Raw genomic sequence first — 18,771 nt, 5'->3', positions numbered from 1 at the left:
AAACTATATTTAGGAATAAAGGTTCCATAAGCAGCGCTGAACCGGCGCCGCTTATGGCTTAAGGGTGGAGGATTCATCAACATGCTTCTTCAAGCGACAGGTATTACGAAATTATACGGCATCCAGCCCGTGCTGGAAGGCATCAACCTGCAGGTAAACGAGCGGGAACGGGTCGGACTCGTCGGCGTCAACGGAGCCGGGAAGTCGACCCTGCTGAAAATACTGGCCGGGGAGCTGTCCTATGACGGCGGTCATATTCATAAATCCAAAGAAACGACGGTAGGGTATCTGGCCCAGAACAGCGGGCTGCAATCGGAGCGGACCATTCATGAGGAAATGCTGTCCGTATTCGCGCCGCTCATCGAAGCCGAAGCGGAACTTCGGCAGCTAGAGCAGCAGATCGCCGATCCGGCCGCCGCCGAGGACGAGAAGCGTTACGAGGAGCTGCTGGAACGCTACTCCCTGCGTTCGGACTGGTTCAAAGACCGGGGCGGATACGAAATGAACACGCGGATACGCAGCGTTTTACACGGCATGGGTTTCGGAGATTTTCCTCCGGACACGCCGATCGCAACGCTCAGCGGCGGACAGAAGACCCGCTTGGCGCTTGCCCGCATCCTGCTTCAGGCTCCGGATCTTCTGATGCTGGATGAACCGACCAACCATCTGGACATTGAGACGCTGACCTGGCTGGAGGATTATTTGCGCGGGTATTCCGGAGGCATTCTGGTCGTATCCCATGACCGGTACTTCCTTGACAGACTCGTCACGACCATTGTGGAAATCGAGCGCCACCAATCGCAGCGGTACACGGGGAATTACAGCCGCTATGTGGATCTCAAGGCCGCCGAATATGAGAGCAGACTCAAGCAGTACGAGAAGCAGCAGGTCGAAATCGCCAAAATGGAGGAGTTCGTGCAGCGCAATATCGTGCGGGCTTCCACGACCAAGCGGGCACAGAGCCGACGCAAGACGCTGGAAAAAATGGACCGGATCGAACGGCCGCTCGGTGAGCTGAAAAAAGCGAACTTTGCCTTCGAGCCGGATTTTCACTCCGGCAGGGAAGTGCTGCAGATTAGAGAAGTTGCCGTGTCCTTCGGAGAGAACGCGCCTTTGTTCAAGAACGCTTCCTTCGAGCTGCGACGCGGAGATACGGCCGCCCTGATCGGCCCTAACGGTATCGGGAAGTCGACGCTCCTGCAGTGCCTGACCGGCACCCGGGAGCCTTCAGCGGGAAGTGTAAACTGGGGTGCCAAGGTCAAAATCGGCTACTACGATCAGGAGCAGACCCGGCTGAATCCGCAGAACACCGTGCTGGAGGAGCTGTGGAGCGAATATCCGATGCTCGAGGAGGCGCGAATCCGGACGATTCTCGGTAACTTTCTGTTCAGCGGCGAGGACGTCCAGAAGAAAGTCTCCGCGCTAAGCGGCGGCGAGAAAGCGCGCGTATCGCTCTCCAAGCTGATGCTGCGGGGAGCGAATATGCTTATCCTCGACGAACCGACCAACCATCTTGATTTGGTCAGCCGCGAGGTGCTCGAATCGGCGCTGATCGATTTTGAAGGCACGCTGCTCTTCATCTCCCATGACCGCTATTTTCTAAATAAGATGGCGGAGCGCGTGCTGGAGCTTCATCCGGACGGAATCGACCAGTATCTCGGAAATTACGACGACTATATCGCAAAAAAAGGAGAACTGGAGGATCTGGCAAGCGAAACCGCCGGGGACGCTCCTTCTTCAGCTCCGACCAGGCTTGATAGGGAATTATCCGCTCCCGAAAAAGGAGGCTCCTCTTCATACGAGGCCGACAAACAGGCCAAGCGCGAGGAACGCAGCCGCCAGCGGCGGCTGGCCGAACTGGAAGACGCCATCGCCGGACTGGAGGAAGAAATCACGCTACTCGAAACGGAGATGACGAAGCCGGAGGTCTATCAGGACTACATGGTGCTTCAGGAGCATGAGCGGGACTTAAACGAAAAGAAACAGCAGCTTGCCGGATTTTTTAGCGAATGGGAAGTTCTTGCTGACGAATAATAGGAGAAAGTCGTCTAACATTCTTTTAACAATTTAGGATTTGGTCACACTCTATTATCCACAAGGTTGTCCCCAGATTTCGTGCATAACTGTTATTAAAAAAAGACCCGACGGGTCTTTTTTTGTGCGTCAAACCGCCGTTTGTTGTGTCAAGCCTTTTTTATCCACCAGATTATCCACATTATCCACATTTCCCACACCCGCCTGTGAAAAACTTGCCCCCTGTTCCCGTCATTAAAAAAACAGGCTTTAATGCTGCTTTTACACGATTTTTACACAGATCGAGCGGAATATGTGGATAACCTTGTCCACAGCTTGACAAAAACCGTCCGTCTGTGCTTTGCCTGCAAAAAAACGCATCTTCCCTCGCTTTTAAGCTGTTGGAAAGATGCGCTTGCGGTTTCTTGTAACGGCTTATTGTCCATCTCCGTCGGTTAAACTGCGGATGTTAGCGGCTCGGCGCTGCTGCCAGCCCGGACATGAAGCACTCCCAGCCTTTACCTTACGCCTGGCGGCTAGGCGATTGCTTTATCATCTGCAGCAGTTCATCGTCGCTGACGGCTTTCTGACGGTCTGCCAGCCGCTTGAAGGATTCGTACAGCTCCTCCAGCTCAGCAGGCTCCAGAGTGATGCCATATTGCGCAGCCCGGTCCTTCAAGGCGTGCCGTCCAGAGTGCTTGCCCAGGATAATCATACTGCGCGGGATGCCAAGGCGTTCCGGGTCCATGATTTCATAGGTGCTGCGGTCTTTGAGCAGTCCGTCCTGATGGATGCCCGATTCATGCTGGAACGCGTTCCGGCCCATGACCGGCTTGTTGTAGGCGAGCGGAAAATGCATCATCTCACTGACCAGGCGCGACGTCTCATACAGCTTGTTTAGAGCCAGATCGGTCTTGGCATTCAGCGCATCTCCCCGGGTTTCCAGCGCCATTGCCAGTTCCTCCAAAGCGCAGTTGCCCGTTCGCTCGCCGATTCCGTTAACGGTCACTTCGATCTGCGTCGCGCCTCCGGCGATTGCGGCAAGGCTGTTAGCGACGGCAAGGCCAAGATCATTATGGCAGTGGGCGCTATAGCTGACCTTGTCGCCGCCCCTCGCGCCCTGCCGCACCCGCCGGAACATCTCGCCGTATTCATGAGGCAGAGCGTAGCCGACCGTATCCGGCAGATTGATGATCGTCGCCCCCTCCGCAATGACCGCTTCAACCATTTCAATCAGGTCGTCGATACCCGTGCGCGCGGCATCCATTGCCGTAAACTCTACCGTATCGCAGAACTGACGGGCATAAGCGGTCATTTCCCGGGCAGCCGCCACGACCTCGGCCCGGCTCTTGCGCAGCTGATGGCGCAGATGAATGTCGGATGAGGAAATAAAGAGATGGATGCGCCGGCGCTCGGCGTCCTGTGTCGCCTTGACGGCGGCGTCAATATCCCCTCTGACAGCCCTGGCGAAGCCGCAGATTTCCACGTTCCGGATTTGGCGGGAAATCGTCTGGACCGCCGCAAAGTCTCCGGGGCTGGAGACCGGGAAGCCCGGCTCCAGCACATCCACCCCAAGCTCGGCCAGCTTGCCTGCGAGCACGATTTTCTGCTCTGGCGTCAGGCTCGCTCCCGGCGCCTGTTCCCCGTCTCTGAGCGTTGTATCAAAAATGTTTATCTTCCTGCTAGGACGCACTGTCATTTTAAAATTCCTCCCGATTTATAGGTTTGGGTATGGTCTTTCGCTGTCTAAGCACGCAAAAAACCGCCGTCTCCATCAAAGAGACGGCGGGTTTCCCCTCCGCGGTACCACTCTTCTTGACGCGCAGGTGGAAATCTTATTCCCTCGGCAGCGTCCAGCTCATCTTCCCCGAAGCGCTGCTCCATTTCAGGAAGCGCTCCTTGCGGGGAATGTCCGGTAACGGGGACGATCCGTAAGCCGCGTACCTCGCCGCTTGGCCCGCTGACTGGATACCGGATCGGCCGTTCCCCGGTTCCAAATTCAGCGCGGCTGCAAGCCGCGGTCTCCGCGCATCCGCTCCCGGGCGAGATTCAAAGGGGGATGACCGCTGCGTCGCACCGACCCGCAGCTCTCTGCCTTGCCATCCTTCCTTCTACTGCTCCCGTTCATCGCGTTATTCTGTCTTTCTTGTTAACAAAAAAAGCCCGCCGTCTCATCAAGAGACGACAGGCTGTGCCTTCGCGGTACCACTCTTGTTGATATATCGTTCTGGCGCATAGGCGGCCTCTTCAACATATCCACTCAACTGTCATGCGGCCCGGTAAAGAATAAATGCTTCTTCCCTGTCCGAATGACCGTCCTATCACGGGGACGATTCGTAACGGCGTACTTTCCACCAGCCGTGCACTGCCGGTCGACGCATGTGCTCCATAGCTTACCATGCATCTCTTTCCGCCGTTCCGCTCCCGGACGAGTTCAGGATTCCTTCGGCTGCGTCGCACCGACCCGCAGCTCTCTTTACCCCGGAATAACCTTACTGCTTCCGATCATCACGTTTATCATTATGATTGTCATGATTATACGCGCGGACAATCGCCACTGTCAATAGCCCTTAACCGACCAATCTTCCAGGGAAAAGCCGGGATCGGCCACCATGTCCAGCGGCGTTCCGCCGCCATGGCTCCATTTCACATAAGCGGCTGCGCCGATCATCGCGGCGTTATCCGTGCAGTATACGGCCGGAGGAATGATCAGCTCTATGCCTTCACTTTCACAGCGGGCCGCAAGCGCCTCGCGCAGCCCCCGGTTCGCAGCTACGCCGCCGCACAACAGCAGCTGCCGCGCTTCCGTCGCGCGGACGGCGCGGACCGCTTTTTCCACCAGCACCTCGACGACCGATTCCTGGAAGCCGCGGGCGATGGCCGCCACATCAGGCTCCAGCCCTTTCATCCGGCTCTGGTTCACCAGATTCAGCACCGCCGACTTCAGGCCGCTGAGGCTGAAATCGTAGGAATCCGGCTCCAGCCACACCCTCGGCAGCGCCGCCGCTTCCGCCGCTTCATGCGCCAGCTTGTCCACATGTGGCCCCCCGGGATAGGGGAAGCCGAGCGCCCGGGCCACCTTGTCGTAGGCTTCGCCAACCGCATCGTCCCGCGTGCGCCCGATAATCCGGAAGCGCCCTTCCGCTTCCAGGCTGACCAGCTCCGTATGTCCCCCGGAAGCTACCAGCGCCAGGCATGGATACTTCAGCTCTTGCACCAGCCGGCCCGCATAAATATGTCCGGCGATATGATGCGTCCCGATCAGCGGCTTGTTCCAGGCCAGCGCCAGGCTTTTAGCGGCCACGACGCCGACCAGCAGAGCTCCGACCAGTCCCGGTCCCTGCGTTACCGCGACCGCGTCCAGCCTATCCGGAGTGACCCCGGCCCGGGCAAGCGCCTCTTCCACAATAAGCGTAATGACCTCCACATGCTTGCGGGAGGCCACTTCAGGCACCACACCGCCGAAAGCGCGGTGAGTTTCGATCTGGCTGGAGATAATGTTCGACAGCACCTCATAGCCGTCTTTTACAACAGCCGCCGACGTCTCGTCGCAGCTTGTCTCGATTGCCAATATATAGACAGGCTTTGGAGCGCCCGTTTCGTCCTTCATTCCAATCACACTCTTCCTTCCATAACCCCGTAATCCAGATAAGACGGCAGATCCGCCCACATAATCAGCGCATCCTCGCGGTTGTCGGAATAATATCCTTTGCGCAGGCCGGCGGGCCGAAATCCTTTTTTGCGGTACAAATTCTGGGCGACTTCGTTGGATACGCGCACTTCCAGTGTGATCGATTTCATCCCGAGATAGGCGGCGGTCTTCATCAGCTCATCTAGCAGCCTTTCGCCCCATTTCCGCCCCCGGTACGCCTCAAGCAGCGCAATATTCGTCACATGCGCCTCGTCTACAATCGCCCACATTCCCGCGTAGCCGATAATACTGCCATCAAACTCCATAACCATGTACCTGGCAAAATGATTATGCGTAAGCTCATTGCGGAAGGCCTCTCCTGTCCAGGGCATCGTAAAGGCTTCATGTTCGATCACGAGAATATCGGGGATATCTTCCACTTTCATCAACCGAAAACTAAGACCTTCTTCCCGCCCTTTTGCCGGTTCAGCTTCCGTCATCTCGATTTCACGCCTCCTTTACCGGCTTTGAGCAGATTCGCTTCCGCTTCCGCAAGCTGTGTATAATTGGGAATTAAGCCGTGCACATCGTCGGTATCTCCGGATGCATGCCGCGCTTCCCCAAGAAATCCGATCCAGCGGCCTTCCAGCTCATAAGGCAAAACGCGCAGCTCGGCTACGCCCTCCAGCGGCCCCAGTGTTTCTCCGCTTCCGTGAACCGCCGTCTCGCCGACAAACCAGAGCCGGCGGGGGGACTCCCCTAGCGCCTTAGCTTTCTCCAGGCGCTCCGTCAGGGACTGCACCCAATCCTTCATCAGGCGTATCCGGTCCGGCGCAAGGCGCTGCGGCGCACTCCCGCCGCCTGCGGCGAACAGAGCCGTATACGCCTGACCGCGCCGCGCATCGAGCAGCGGAATAATCCAGTCCGGTCCGAAGCCGTCAGCGGACCGTTCATTCCCGGCGGCGGCTTCGTCCGGGCTTCCCGCGCCGCTGCTCCAGCCGCCCCAGGCCAGCGCCTGCAGCGTGGACACGCCGGCGACGGGCAGCTTCCAGCCCCACGCCAGCGACTTGGCCGCCGTAATGGCAATCCGGGTTCCCGTATAGGAACCGGGTCCTACGCCGACGGAAATGCCGTCCAGCATTTCGCTTCCGCCCGAAGCCTGCAGCGCCTCGCCGATAATCGGCAGAAGATGCACGGAATGGTTGCGTTCTCCCGACGCATTAATTTCATGCAGCACCCTGCCGCCCTCGGTCACTGCCACGCCGAGCGTTGCCGTCGCCGTATCCAACGCCAAAAACCGCTTGCGCGGCTGTTCAATTGCATTCGTCATGCTTGCTATAACCCCACTTCTGTATCAGACCGCGGCAGACGCCCTCATAAGGCTCCCCGGCCGCAGTTACTGTGATCACGCGTTCCTCCGGCCCTGTCGTCTCCAGGCGGATATGCAAATGCCGCTCGGGCATCAGGTCCGAAAGTATGCTGCTCCATTCCACCAGGCAAACTCCCTGCCCATAGAAATATTCGTCCAAACCAAGCTCGTCAGCCTCATGGGCCGACAGCCGGTACACATCCATATGGTAAAGCGGAATACGCCCTGCGTATTCCTTAATAATCGTGAACGTTGGACTGCTGACAATGCCCTGGACTCCCAAATGCCGGGCAAAGCTCTGCGAGAACGCGGTTTTGCCCGCGCCCAAATCGCCGTCGAGTCCGATGACCCAGCCCGGCGCGGCTGCGGCGGCCAGCTCCTCCGCCAATGCTTCGGTCTCCCGCAGGCTGCGGGAATGAAAAGTAAATACCGCTTCCGGATTATTTTCCAACTGCAACAACCATCCTTTGACAGAGCGGCGTATCCGCAGCTATCGTCCGAAATTTTGAATACTTTTTATTATATCGGTCCCGCAGCCTTACCGCAACACACCCGGCTCCCTTATTACTGCGCCGAAGAAATGCTTTCCCGTTCATTCTGCTTTACCGGGCGCTTTGCGGGCTTGGCATGGGAGAATAAACTGTGCAGAATCATCCCCATAATAATGACGGCGATTCCGGTCCAGGAAACAAGCGACGGAGCGGGAGCGGACAGGATAAGCATCTCTCCGAGCAGCGCGAACAGCACCTCTAGCGATTGTGTGGCCTCGACCGCCGCAAGTCCCGTCATGCTGTGTCTGACCATATCGGTGGCCCGGAAGAACAGCACCGTCGCCACGATGCCCGATGAGAGCGCGACGATCAGGGATTGGACCATTTGACCCCCGGAAGGAAGTCCGGAGTCCGCCCAGCCAAACAGCGCGACCAGCAGCCAGAACGGCATGCTGGCCAGTGTCATTCCAAGAATACGCTGAAACACGTCGAGCCGGCCGCCGCAAAGCTCCATGGTCTTACGGTTGCCGAGCGGATAGGCGAAGGAAGCGATAAGGACGGGTACGATGCCGAGCAGCACCTGCGAGGCCGACAGCTTCTGGGCATGCTCGAGCTGGAGCAGCGCGACGCCAACCAGAATGATCAGGGAGAGCCCGAGCCCGCGAAGCGGGATTTTGCCCCTTTCGGCTACAGTTCCTTGAGGCCCTTCTATTCGGGTTACGAACAGCGGCGCCAGCAGGGAGCCGGAAATAATCGTAATCTGCCATGTTCCGGCCGTAAGCCAGCCGGGGGCGTAAGCCGCCGCAAAGGTAATCGGGGCGTAGAACAGACCGAAACCGACCGTGCCCCACAGCAGCCAGGCCCAGGGCCGATTCGCCATCTCCCGAAGAAGCGGCTTCAGTCTGCGGCGTCCGGCCACAAGGGCCAGCAGAAAGGGCAGCGTAAACAAATACCGCAGCGAGGAGCTCCAAGCCCAGCTTCCTCCGGACAGCTCCATCCGGCGGTTTAATACGAAGGTGACGGCAAAAAACAGCGCCGAACAGACGCCAAGCAGCAACGGTCTCAAAACATCAGCTCATTTCTTTAGGTCTTGTTTTATCAAAATTATAACAACATCAACCTCTATGTCCATACCAAAAAACGCCTCCAATCTGCTGCCGCAGACGATAGGAAGGCGTCGTTTTACGTTAATATGAGCTGATTTACTTGCAGCCGCACTGCTGATTTTTGCTGCAAAAATCATTTTGTCAGAATCTTGTCAATGCTTCTGCTCCTCCAGCCGGTCCACACCGACCGTTTGCACATCCGTCGGCCGCGAGCCGATCTGAACCGTTGCCATGCCGTTTGCCGCATCCACATGCTCAATCCATACGGGCTTCCCGTCAAGATGTACCGCGATGTTATCTTTGGAAGCGAAAATATCCTGCGCCCGTTGTACGTCCATTCCTTTATTCCTCCCTTGTAAGCTGATCCGCGTCCAGATTGTCCGTCCCCGGAACAATATCCTCTTCCCGCCGCCGGGCGGTAAGCTCTTCCCAGTCCACCGAAGTTCCGGGTATTTCAGGACCGCTCTCTTTTTCCTGCCACCTGCTGCCCATCTGCATTTCCTCCTGCCATCGCCGCGCCAAAAATTGCCGTAATCAGGCGGTGTTATATTTCCCAGCTGCGAACCAGTTTATGCAAAGGACCGGCTTAACCGAAATTCTTCAAGGTGTAAAAAGACACCTGCCGCCCATACTAAGCCAAAGCCGAATTTTTCAGTTAGCCCCACAAAATGAGGACTGCACTTATGACTTTAGAAAATGAGGTGTTATTCGATGCATACCGTTTGGAAAGGCGCCATCAGCTTCGGACTTGTGCATGTGCCGGTCAAAATGTTCTCGGCGACCGAAGATAAAGATGTATCGCTGCGCTATATTCACAAAGCATGCGGCAGCCCCTTGTCCTATGTGCGCAAATGCCCTGTCTGCGATAAGGAAGTGGCCTGGGAGGAAATCGGCAAGGGCTATGAGTATGAAAAAGGGAAATTCGTGATCTTCGACAAGGACGAGCTTGACACGCTGACGGAAGAAAGCACCAAGAATATTATGATTCTTGACTTTGTGGATTTGAAGGATATCGATCCGATTTATTTTCAAAAAACGTATTATCTCTCTCCCGATCAGGCCGGGGCAGGCGCATACCGTCTGTTGATGGAGGCAATGCGCCAGACGGGGAAAATCGGCGTCGCCAAAATATCGATCCGCTCCAAAAGCAGCCTTGCGGCTATTCGGGTGCTGGAGAACTGCCTCTCCATTGAAACGATGTTCTATCCGGATGAGATTCGGCCCATCTCTCAGGTTCCAAGCCTGCCGGAAGCCGTAGCGGTGAACGACAAAGAGCTGGATATGGCCAAGCTGCTTATTTCTCAGCTGTCAACTCCGTTCGAACCGGAGAAATATACGGATGATTATCGCAAGCGGATGCTTGATCTTATCGCAAGCAAAGTGGCCGGTGAAGAAATCCGCATTGCTCCGGCGCGGCAGGAGACCAATGTCATCGATCTGATGGCCGCGCTTCAGGCCAGCATCAAGGCAGTGCAGCATGTTCCGTCCGATCCGGGAACATCGCCGGGAGCTGTCGCCGCCAAACCGCGCAAAGCGGCAGTCGGACGAAAAAAAGCCGCGCCAAAGGCTTCCGGCGAGTCCGCACTGGGCGCGGGGACTAACGGAAACGCGGCGGCAAACGAAGCGGCAGCTCCGCTTCCCGATGCCGACCCCCTAATCGCACCCAAGCCGAAACGCCGCGGCGCGAAGAGCAAGCAGACGGTATCATAGGATCGCCTGATGAAACTTCAGCCCATCATCCCGTTTGAGCCGATAATTACAGCCCGTCTGCCCACGGGAGAACAGTGGATTGCCCAGATCAAATGGGACGGCGTCCGCATGGTCTCCTACTATGACGGAAATTCTACCGAGCTGATCAACCGGCGGGGAAATAACCGCACAAGACAGTATCCGGAACTCGCCGATGCCGGCCGCTACTGCGGGGCCGATTCCGTGATTTTGGATGGTGAAGTCATCGCCCTCATCGGAGGAAAGCCGTCCTTTCACGAGGTCATGCGCCGGGACAGTCTGAAGAAAGATTCCGCCATTGCTTCCATGGTACGGCAGATTCCGGTTCTGTACATGGTGTTCGACATTGTATACTGCAACGGAGAATGGCTGCTTGACCGGCCGTTATCCGAACGTCAGCATCTGCTGGAAGAAATGCTGCTGCCTCACCCGCATGTGCAGGCCGTGCCCAGCTACAGCGATCCCGCCGCGCTCTTGTCCACCGCCCGAGCCAATGGGCTTGAGGGTATTGTCTGCAAGGAGCTTACAAGTCTCTATACACCGGGCGGAAAAGACAAGCGCTGGCTTAAGCGCAAAATTATTTTCGATCTCAATGCCGTCGCCGGAGGCGTCACGTTTCGGGACGGCATCGTTAACGCTCTGCTGCTCGGCTTGTATGACGCTGACGGCCGGCTCCATTATATCGGACATGCGGGAACAGGGAAGCTGACCGTGAAGGATTGGCGGGATTTAACCACGCTCTCGCACAGTCTTGCCATTGGCGATATGCCGTTTGCTTCGCTGCCGCAGCGGGTCAAGGGCGCGTTCTGGATCAGGCCGGAGCTGGTGTTCAAGATCCATTTTTTGGAATGGAATACATCCGGTACACTGCGCCAACCCAGCATTCAGGCAAAAGTCGATATTTCACCTGAAGAATGCCGGCTGCCGGAACGTTTGGCGGAAGTCTGAGGAAGGAGGAATGCGGATATGCCAACCGCCGTCAAAGGCTCCATCACCATTGAAGGGCAGGAAGTCTCCATCACCAATCCGGATAAGCTGCTGTGGCCCGAACAGGGAATAACCAAACGCATCTACCTGGAAAAGCTTGCCGCCTTGTCGCCATACTTGCTGCGCTATCTTAATCAACGGCTGCTTACGGTCATACGCTACCCGCACGGAGTCACCGGCAAGTCCTTTTACCAGAAAAACGCCCCCGACCCGCTGCCGCCCTTTATCCGCACCTTCATGCATGAAAGTATCAACTATATCACGCTGGACGGGCTGCCCGGACTGCTCTGGCTCGGCAATTCGGCCGCTCTGGAATTTCACCCCTCGCTGCATTACGCAGGCAGCAGCCTGCCATGTGAATGGATGATTGATATTGATCCTTCCCGGGAGGTTGAGCCTCGTATCATGGAGGCGGCGGCCATTGTCGGAGACGTGCTGAAGTCGCTCGGACTGGCCTCAGTGCCGAAGACTTCGGGAGCGACCGGCGTGCAGATTATCGTCCCGATCCGATCCGGAGTTACCTTTGACGAGCTTAGGAAGGTCGGACATTTTGTCGGCAGGTATGTGACTGAGAAGCATCCGGAGCTGTTCACGCTGGAGCGGCTAAAGAAACAGCGCGGCGACAAAATCTATTTCGATTACCTCCAGCATTACGGCGGTAAGACGCTGGCCGCGCCCTATACGCCCCGCGCCCGCCCGCTGGCTACCGTATCCACGCCGCTAACCTGGGACGAGGTCGCAAACAATGTCTCGCCGGAGGATTTTCATCTCCTTAATATCGAGGAACGTCTTCGTTCTAAGGGCGACCTGATCGCGCTGCTGCCTCCTCAACCGGTAGAGCTTGTTATCGCCGGTCTGAAGTGAGCGTGTCTGGCGCTCCGTAAACAACAAACCTCCGCCTTTCGCAGGCTGCGAAGCGGAGGTTTTGGGTATGTGGCAAGCCGCCGATATGCAAAGCTTAGTGAATCGATTTCTTTTTAAAGCGCCCGCCTTTGACATCGTGGATATTGCCGACTGCGACAAAAGCATCGGAATCCCAGTCTTCGACGATTGCCTTCATCTTGGCTTCTTCTAGCCGGGTAATGACAACGAAGATCACCTTCTTGTTATCGCCCGAGAAGCCGCCTTCCCCTTCCAGATAAGTCACACCCCGGCCAAGGCGCTCCGTCAGCGCTTCGCCGATATCGCGGTACTTGTCGCTGATGATCCAGACCGATTTCGACTGGTCCAGACCTTCGAGGGTAACGTCGATCATTTTAAAGGCGATGTAGTAAGCAATCAATGAGAACATAGCGTTATTCCAACCGAAGACAAAGCCCGCTCCCGTTAAGATGAACAGATTGAAGAACATGACGACCTCGCCTACCGAAAAAGGCAGTCTTTTCGCGACCAGAATCGCCACGATTTCTGTACCGTCCAGCGATCCGCCGTAACGTACCACGAGTCCGACGCCGACCCCGAGGATAACACCGCCAAACACCGCCGCCAGCAGGGGCTCCACGGTAATCGGCTGCACAGGATGCAGCATCTGGGTGCCGATCGACATTACGACGACCGCAAACAGCGTGGACAATGCGAACGTCTTGCCGATCTGCTTGTAGCCGACAATCAGAAAAGGAAGATTAAGAAGTGTCAGTAAAATGCCAAGGGGAATGTGAAAAATATGCGACAGCATAATGGATATGCCTGTAATGCCGCCATCCACCATCTGGTTTGGAACGAGGAAAATCTCCAGCGCCACGGCCATCATGCTTGCCCCGATTACCATCATTACGGCCCGCTGCGCCAGTTTGGCAGTCTTGATCGTCCCGGTCTTCCGGGGTTTATTAGGTTCTTCTTTAACTAATGCTTGTGGACTCGTACCCATTAAACTCCCCCTATCCTTATCGAAATTTTTATCTAAAGTTCTTATATTATATCATATTGTTATACACGATAATGAATGATCAGTTTTTCTCTCACAGAAGCGGCGAAAGCAGGCTGCAAATCTCTTCTTTTGCGCGCGCAAGCTTTCCCCTGCTGCGGAAGATCTCCGGGTCGATCGCATCGCTGTCCTTCAGATCGCGCCGGAACTGGTCAGCTAGCTCTTCGATACGCTGCGGCTGAAGCAGCATCGCCGACAGCTCGAAATCGGAATAGAAGCTGCGCATATCCATATTCACGCTGCCTACGGAAGCCAGCAGACCGTCGGCAATCCACACTTTGGCATGCATAAAGCCTTTCCGGTAGCGGTAAAATTTCACGCCGGTATCCAGCAAATTGTCCAAATAGGACAACGAGGCGTTATATACGAGTGCGTTGTCCGGCTTTGACGGGATAATAATCCGTACATCGGCTCCGCGCAGCACCGCGTTTTTGAGCGCTCTCAGAATCGCCGGGTCCGGGATAAAATAAGGTGACGCGATCCAAATCCGGTGCTCCGCCGCGCAAATCGCAGCAAAAATCATCGCCTCATTGGCGTCGATATCGCCGTCCGGGCCGCTCCCTATAATCTGTACTCCCTCCTTGCCCCCGCAGCCATGAACAGGAAACATGCGCGGATGGCTCAGACGTTCTCCGGAAACCAGCTGCCAGTCCTTCAGAAAAACATGCTGCATGAAATAGACGGCGTCACCCTCCAGGCGCAGATGGGTATCGCGCCAAAATCCCATTTTCGGATCCTTGCCCAAATACTCGTCACCGATGTTGATTCCGCCGGTAAAGCCGACGAGACCGTCCACAATCAGAATTTTACGATGATTGCGGTAGTTGAACCTCCCACCGAACAGGGAGGCAAGCGGCGGCAGGAAAAAGTGCATCTCGACCCCGGCGCTCGTCAGAGAGCGCAGAAAACTTCGGCTTAGCTTGCGGCTGCCGAGCCCATCGCACAGCAAGCGGACTTTTACACCCTGCCGGGCTTTGCGGATCATGACATCCTGAAATCTCTCTCCGGAGGCATCATCGCGAAAAATATAAACCTCCAGATGAATATGCTCTGACGCCGATTCCATCGCTTCCAACATGGATTCATAGGCTTCGCCTGCACTAGCCAGAATCCGGCTGGCATTTCTGCCCGTGACCGGACTTTCCGACAGCCCGTCCAATAGGTGCAGCAGATCCTTACGGCCGGTTAATTCCGGATTCCCGGTATCCTCCGTGCGGGTAATAAGCCGACTCCGCTCAGCAGCATAATCATGAAGCACCCGCCGAGTCGCCGCCGGTTGAGCTTTAAGCTTACGGCTCTTTCTGTAATCCCTGCCCAAGATGTAATAGCTCAGCAGACCAAGCGGCGGGCAGCAAAACAGCAGAAACAACCAGGCGACAGCTCTTTGGGGACGACGATACTCCAGAACCAGAATCACCATGATTTGAATAATAAATAAGCATAACGCCACTGCGAATATTTTCATGCTGTCTTTAGTCTCCTTTGCTATCGTCCGCCGTTTCCAGGCAGGGCCGTATAAGCTTCATAAGTACAAGCTTTACCGAACTCTCCCGGTTTATTCAATCAACAAGCATGTCATGATCCCGCCCAGACACGAATACATAGAGTAATAGGCAAAAGAGAGCAACAAGATAAGCGTTCAGACGTTAGCTTACGGTCCGGATGCGGAAAGGAGACGCTATGAAAAGCCAATCGGACAAGATTACCCTGCTCGTCGTCCAGGATGCCGGGCGTCCGGCCAGAAAAATCCAGCTTTCCAAAACGATGGCCGTGGCCCTGCCGGCTGCAGCCGTCCTCTCCCTGTCGAGTCTGATCAGCTCCATGCATTATCATGCCTCCCGCTCCATACAGGAGCTTGAGGCGGAAGCCGCCGCGCTGTCCTCGCAGAATGTGCGCTTGGAACAGGCGGTCGCAGATAAGGAAAAAGCGCTGCAGTCGGTGCAAAGCGATGCATTAGGTCTTGTGGAAGAAACGAAAGGGATCAAGGAGCAATTGAAACGCGCAGACTCGCTGCAGCGGGAATTGCAAGGTGTGGTCCGCAAAGCCCAGGGAGGATCTTCTGCCGACAAAGAAGCGGCTGCGGGAGAATCAGGGAGAGAAACGATACCAATTCCCGATCGAACGAAAGAGGTCCCTGTTGCCGCTTTCCAGCCCAACAACGTAACCTTTCCTCTGCCCATGACACAGGCAAAATCCGTGTCCCCTTCAGCGATCACCATCCGCATCGGAGCTTTTCACACCGCCATTGAGCATACACCGGCTTTACAGCTAGGGGGAGAATATATCGCCTCTTACAGCAGCCCTGGGGAGGTTTCGGCCGTCCGGGAGACGAAGGATGAGCTTACGGAAATTGGCGGCATGCTCGAAGAGATGGTCCGCAGCCTTTCAGGTACGGTGCTGAAAGCTCAAAAAGCGGACACCGCACGGCTTCAGGGGGAAGAGGCGCAGGCTTTTCTGTGGCCCACCTTATCCCGGACGATTTCTTCAAGCTTCGGCTACCGTACCGATCCCTTCAAAGGAAGCTTCGCTTTTCACGCCGGAATCGACATCGCGGCTCAAACAGGCGATGCGGTGGTTGCCGCTCAGGGCGGCGTAGTCGCTGCCGCTGAGCAGTCCGCAGCGCGGGGCAATTATATTGTGATCGACCACGGGAACGGACTGCAGACATTATATATGCATCTCAGCAGCCTGGATGTGTCCACCGGTGACAATGTTGCCAAAGGTCAAAGAATTGGACAGGTCGGCAGCACCGGACGGAGCACCGCTCCCCATCTGCACTTTCAGGTGATCAAGCAGAATAAGGACGTTAATCCTTTATCTTATGTCCAACAGGACTGAGGCCGGTTATAGCGATTGCGCCGAAAAATAAACCGATATTGAAGTTGAGCCGATGCTTTACGCCTCGCTTAAATATAAAAACCGCCCGCTCTTTGTACGAGCGAACGGTTCAAATGAGCCAGGGAAGCGGGCCCGTTTCCCTATTTATTTTCAGGTCAACCGGCAACGTCTCTTCGGCTGAACACAATCCAGGACAGCAGCAGAAACACGGCATAATAGGCGGCAAGCACCGCAATGGAGAACCCCAGCGTCGCCCCTCCCGGTCCCGTACCCGAGACCAGATAGCCGCTAAGATCCATATGGCTGAACGGCAAATAATTCGCCCATTCGTAACGGTCAGGATTGAAGATGGTGATAAAAATATTTTTAACAAATATAATGAACAACGACAGGCCGATCGCCAGCCCGCTCGCGCGGAATACGCTTGAAACCATAAAGGCAAGCGCAGCGGTTAGGAACAGCTCCGCATACCGGCATAAGACGAACATCGCGCTGTACGCTTCCGGGCTCCAGCCGCTCCGGGAAAAGACATCGCGTCCTGATGGAAGCAAAAACAGCGAGGCAGCGTAAGCGCAAACGACCAACAGTACAGTCGTAAGCACGCTGAACAGCACCATGGAAATGTACTTCGACAGCAGAATTTTCGAGCGGCTCCAGGGCCGGATCAGCAGCAGCTTAATCGTTCCCCAGGAGAATTCCCCCGCCACGGCGTCCGACGCGATAACTACAGTAAATATTGTATTCAGATAAAAGATGACGCTCACCGTAATCTGAAAGCCGTCCCACATTCCAGGCCGGCCCTCAACCGAGCTGCTAGCATACATGAGCACAGGCATCAGGATACTGAAAACCGCCAGCAGAAGCAGCATGATCCAGGTGCGGGCCCGGCTGTATATTTTTATATTCTCATTATGTACAAGCGAACTAAACTTACTCAATGCCCTCACCTCCCGTCATTTCCAGGAATTGATCCTCCAGCGAGACGACAGCCTCTTTGATGCCGTATACCTTGACTCCGCCGCTCACAAGCTTCGCGTTCAGATCCGGAATATCCTCTCGAACCGTCTGCACGACAATTGCAGCATCCTTCACCGTCCCGCCGATCAGTGCCTGGGCGGTCTGGACATTATCCACGTCGAACACAAACTCCCTGCCCTGCGCCGGAGCGCCTTCCGCGCTCTTTAACTGGCGGACATCGATCAGCTTCCCGTTCTGAATGATGGCGACGCTGTCGCACATAAGCTCCATTTCGGACAGCAAATGGCTGGAGACGAACACGGTCGTCCCTTCCTCCCGGCATAACCGCCGCAGGTAATCCCGGAGCTCCCGGATTCCTTGAGGATCAAGCCCGTTGGTCGGTTCGTCAAGAATTAACAGCTTCGGCCGATGAAGCAGCGCCTGAGCTACTCCGAGACGCTGGCGCATGCCGAGCGAATAGCTCTTCACCTTGTCGTGGATACGGCTGCTCAGCCCGACAAGCTCGATAACTTCCTGAATACGTTGTTTGGTCACGCCGCTAACCATTCGCGCATACTGCTTCAGATTCTGGTATCCGGTTAGAAACTTGTACATCTCCGGATTCTCAACAATGGCCCCAACCTGGGCAACCGCTTCTTCAAAATTGGTCTTGATGCTTCTGCCGCCGATCACAATATCGCCCCGGCTAATCGAGATCAGTCCAACCATCATCCGAATGGTTGTCGTCTTCCCCGCGCCGTTCGGCCCGAGAAAGCCAAAGACCTGCCCCGCCGGAATATCGAGCGTCAAATCGCCGACCAGCGTTTTTAAACCGATACGCTTGGTTACACCAATAAGCCTGGCAACCGGTTCCGTCTCTGCCGTATTTACTGTCATTATTGTCCCATCCTTTCCTTACGAACTTTCGGCAAGTATGCCCATATAAAGGTTAGACGCCTCTTTCTACAATAAACCTGCAAAAAAATAAAAAAAATGTCTAACGCCGCGCACTCCATACAAAAAACAGCCCGGCAGGGATTTCCCCCGAAGCTGTCTAAATCGTGAATTTCGATTTGGAGAGGAGGCTTATTTTTCAACAATAAAGTCCTTAAATGTGTTCACATCAAATGTATCACCCTGTACAAGCCATTGCCCATTAATATTAAAAAGAGTCAGGATTCCATCTATAGGAATACGTTTAGTTTCCTTGCCTTCCTGATTCAGAAATAAAAGGTTCAGCTTATAGTTTAAAACGACAATATTCTCCTTCTTCTCTCTGAGATCACATTGCAGGTCTACCAGCTTTAAAGAAACCTTCTGTTTGTCAGCGACCTTCAAAGGCAGGAGGGTGTAACGAGTATTAGATGCCTTTTCGTAAAACTGTTCTGTTAAATAAGGTTTAATCGTTTCATTTCGCTTATGCACGGATTCAACGGACAAAATATCCTCAGAAGCGTTAATTTCATACTCGGCATTTTTGTAATTCTCCGCCGCTTTAATAGCGTCGTTAACTTCTGTGGTAGCCCTGTCTTCAATCGAAGGATTGCTGCTTTCCTTTGCTGGAGCTGCGCTTTCGGGCCCAGTATTGGACGCCGATTGATTACAACCTGTAACTAGCGAAAGTACAAGAAAAATAGTGCCTAACATCCATTGGAATTGTCGCATAGTCATCCCCTATTTATCTAAAATGGAAATATTTAAGTCAATATTACCATATTTTATGCCAT

At 55.1% G+C, this 18,771-nt stretch carries 18 protein-coding genes and 1 pseudogene; 5 read left to right on the top strand and 14 right to left on the bottom strand.

Annotated features, from left to right (window positions below; all coding sequences use genetic code 11):
- The first annotated feature begins 81 nt into the window (after nt 1–81).
- Nucleotides 82–2,034, top strand: coding sequence for an ABC-F family ATP-binding cassette domain-containing protein (locus tag VK70_RS02125; protein ID WP_046722732.1), 1,953 nt, complete (start codon nt 82–84; stop codon nt 2,032–2,034).
- Between the two features lie 508 nt (nt 2,035–2,542).
- Here the strand turns inward: VK70_RS02125 and VK70_RS02120 are convergent.
- The 9 genes and pseudogenes from VK70_RS02120 to VK70_RS28180 all read right to left on the bottom strand — a co-directional run.
- Nucleotides 2,543–3,712: pseudogene (locus tag VK70_RS02120) on the bottom strand (2-isopropylmalate synthase); the annotation flags it as partial.
- A gap of 47 nt (nt 3,713–3,759) precedes the next feature.
- Complete coding sequence (locus VK70_RS28185) at nt 3,760–3,897, bottom strand: hypothetical protein (protein WP_155986925.1); 138 nt, start codon at nt 3,895–3,897, stop codon at nt 3,760–3,762.
- Between the two features lie 676 nt (nt 3,898–4,573).
- Nucleotides 4,574–5,623 carry a tRNA (adenosine(37)-N6)-threonylcarbamoyltransferase complex transferase subunit TsaD gene (gene tsaD / locus VK70_RS02115; protein ID WP_025696162.1) on the bottom strand — a complete coding sequence of 350 codons (1,050 nt, stop codon included), beginning with the start codon at nt 5,621–5,623 and terminating at the stop codon, nt 4,574–4,576.
- A 5-nt stretch (nt 5,624–5,628) separates the two neighbouring features.
- Nucleotides 5,629–6,144, bottom strand: coding sequence for a ribosomal protein S18-alanine N-acetyltransferase (rimI, locus tag VK70_RS02110; RefSeq protein WP_025696164.1), 516 nt, complete (start codon nt 6,142–6,144; stop codon nt 5,629–5,631).
- Nucleotides 6,141–6,974 carry a tRNA (adenosine(37)-N6)-threonylcarbamoyltransferase complex dimerization subunit type 1 TsaB gene (tsaB, locus tag VK70_RS02105; RefSeq protein WP_046722731.1) on the bottom strand — a complete coding sequence of 278 codons (834 nt, stop codon included), beginning with the start codon at nt 6,972–6,974 and terminating at the stop codon, nt 6,141–6,143. Before tsaB ends, rimI begins: the two co-directional genes overlap by 4 nt.
- The gene (gene tsaE, locus VK70_RS02100; RefSeq protein WP_025699334.1) at nt 6,958–7,464 is read right to left on the bottom strand and encodes a tRNA (adenosine(37)-N6)-threonylcarbamoyltransferase complex ATPase subunit type 1 TsaE; all 507 of its coding nucleotides are present in this window, start codon (nt 7,462–7,464) and stop codon (nt 6,958–6,960) included. Before tsaE ends, tsaB begins: the two co-directional genes overlap by 17 nt.
- A 113-nt stretch (nt 7,465–7,577) precedes the next feature.
- Nucleotides 7,578–8,570, bottom strand: coding sequence for a DMT family transporter (locus VK70_RS02095; RefSeq protein WP_025699336.1), 993 nt, complete (start codon nt 8,568–8,570; stop codon nt 7,578–7,580).
- A 192-nt stretch (nt 8,571–8,762) separates the two neighbouring features.
- Nucleotides 8,763–8,948 (bottom strand): H-type small acid-soluble spore protein, encoded by a 186-nt coding sequence (locus VK70_RS02090; protein ID WP_025699338.1) that lies wholly within the window; start codon nt 8,946–8,948, stop codon nt 8,763–8,765.
- A 4-nt stretch (nt 8,949–8,952) separates the two neighbouring features.
- On the bottom strand, nt 8,953–9,102 hold the full coding sequence (locus VK70_RS28180; protein WP_155986980.1) for a hypothetical protein: 150 nt from the start codon (nt 9,100–9,102) through the stop codon (nt 8,953–8,955).
- A gap of 219 nt (nt 9,103–9,321) precedes the next feature.
- Between VK70_RS28180 and ku the strand changes: the two genes are divergently transcribed.
- From ku to ligD, 3 genes are read left to right on the top strand one after another with little or no spacing between them, the layout of a single operon-like run.
- A complete protein-coding gene (gene ku, locus VK70_RS02085) occupies nt 9,322–10,320 on the top strand; it encodes a non-homologous end joining protein Ku (protein ID WP_025699340.1) in 999 nt (332 codons plus the stop codon).
- Nucleotides 10,321–10,329: 9 nt separating this feature from the next.
- A complete protein-coding gene (locus VK70_RS02080; protein ID WP_025699342.1) occupies nt 10,330–11,286 on the top strand; it encodes an ATP-dependent DNA ligase in 957 nt (318 codons plus the stop codon).
- A gap of 18 nt (nt 11,287–11,304) precedes the next feature.
- Nucleotides 11,305–12,189 carry a non-homologous end-joining DNA ligase gene (gene ligD, locus VK70_RS02075; protein ID WP_025699344.1) on the top strand — a complete coding sequence of 295 codons (885 nt, stop codon included), beginning with the start codon at nt 11,305–11,307 and terminating at the stop codon, nt 12,187–12,189.
- A gap of 94 nt (nt 12,190–12,283) precedes the next feature.
- On the opposite strand, the gene VK70_RS02070 is transcribed toward ligD, so the two are convergent.
- Both VK70_RS02070 and cls read right to left on the bottom strand, forming a co-directional pair.
- The gene (locus VK70_RS02070; RefSeq protein ID WP_025699346.1) at nt 12,284–13,192 is read right to left on the bottom strand and encodes a YitT family protein; all 909 of its coding nucleotides are present in this window, start codon (nt 13,190–13,192) and stop codon (nt 12,284–12,286) included.
- A gap of 91 nt (nt 13,193–13,283) precedes the next feature.
- Entirely contained in the window at nt 13,284–14,714 is a 1,431-nt protein-coding gene (gene cls, locus VK70_RS02065; RefSeq protein ID WP_025699347.1) for a cardiolipin synthase, read from the bottom strand.
- Between the two features lie 215 nt (nt 14,715–14,929).
- Here cls and VK70_RS29305 point away from each other — a divergent pair, with 215 nt between their 5' ends.
- Nucleotides 14,930–16,087, top strand: coding sequence for a M23 family metallopeptidase (locus VK70_RS29305; protein ID WP_025699349.1), 1,158 nt, complete (start codon nt 14,930–14,932; stop codon nt 16,085–16,087).
- 155 nt (nt 16,088–16,242) lie between these two features.
- On the opposite strand, the gene VK70_RS02055 is transcribed toward VK70_RS29305, so the two are convergent.
- The 3 genes from VK70_RS02055 to VK70_RS02045 all read right to left on the bottom strand — a co-directional run bounded on the left by VK70_RS02055 (nt 16,243) and on the right by VK70_RS02045 (nt 18,709).
- A complete protein-coding gene (locus tag VK70_RS02055) occupies nt 16,243–17,025 on the bottom strand; it encodes an ABC transporter permease (protein ID WP_025699350.1) in 783 nt (260 codons plus the stop codon).
- Nucleotides 17,018–17,941 carry an ABC transporter ATP-binding protein gene (locus VK70_RS02050; RefSeq protein ID WP_025699351.1) on the bottom strand — a complete coding sequence of 308 codons (924 nt, stop codon included), beginning with the start codon at nt 17,939–17,941 and terminating at the stop codon, nt 17,018–17,020. Before VK70_RS02050 ends, VK70_RS02055 begins: the two co-directional genes overlap by 8 nt.
- A 189-nt stretch (nt 17,942–18,130) precedes the next feature.
- Nucleotides 18,131–18,709, bottom strand: a complete 579-nt coding sequence (locus VK70_RS02045; protein ID WP_025699353.1) for a hypothetical protein — start codon at nt 18,707–18,709, stop codon at nt 18,131–18,133.
- Nucleotides 18,710–18,771: the final 62 nt, after the last annotated feature.

The organism is Paenibacillus durus ATCC 35681 (assembly GCF_000993825.1).
Classification (GTDB): Bacteria; Bacillota; Bacilli; order Paenibacillales; family Paenibacillaceae; genus Paenibacillus_AQ; species Paenibacillus_AQ durus_B.
The sequence above is the reverse complement of the archived record's forward strand: the minus strand, read 5'-3'. Positions and strand labels throughout refer to the sequence as shown.